Annotated in this window: 1 protein-coding gene; it reads right to left on the bottom strand. The window is 58.0% G+C overall.

Annotation, left to right across the window (positions count from 1 at the left end):
• Positions 1-500 (bottom strand): hypothetical protein (locus IB246_RS29155; RefSeq protein WP_192230259.1); only part of this gene is annotated, 500 nt, incomplete at both ends.

Genomic DNA, 500 nt, shown 5'->3' with positions numbered 1-500 from the left:
CCCGTGCCCCTTTCCCTTTCCCCCTCTTCCCCCCCTCCCCTTCTCCCCTCCCTCTCCCTTCTTCTTTCTCTTTCCTCTTCTCTCTCCTTTCTCCTTCCTCCCCCCCTTCCCTCTCCCCTTCCTCTCTCTCCCTCTTTCCCCTCCCTCTCCCCCCCTCCCCTTTTCCTCCTTTTCTTCTTCTTCTTCCTTCTCTCCCCTCTTCCTTCCTTTCCCTCCCCTTCTCCTCCTCTCCTTTCTCCTTCCTTTCCTCTCTTTTTTCGCCTTCCCGCCTCTCCCTTTTTCTTCCCTCCCTGCCGCCCCCGGTCTCCTCTCCTCCTCCCCTTCCTCCCTTCCCTTCCCCTCTTCTTTTCTCCCTCCCTCCTTCCTTTTTTCTCCTCCCTCTCTTTTCCTCCTCCCCCCTCCCTCTTTTCTCCTCCTTCCTTTCTCTCCTTCCCCCTTCCTTCTCCTCCCTCCTTCTTTCCCTTTCCTCCCCCCTCCCCTCCTTTCTCTTCTCCCCCTCT

Origin of the sequence: Pseudomonas sp. PDM01 (assembly GCF_014852325.1) — a bacterium.
Lineage (GTDB): Bacteria > Pseudomonadota > Gammaproteobacteria > Pseudomonadales > Pseudomonadaceae > Aquipseudomonas > Aquipseudomonas migulae.
Note: the sequence above shows the minus strand (reverse complement) of the source record. Positions and strands in the feature narration are given on the sequence as shown.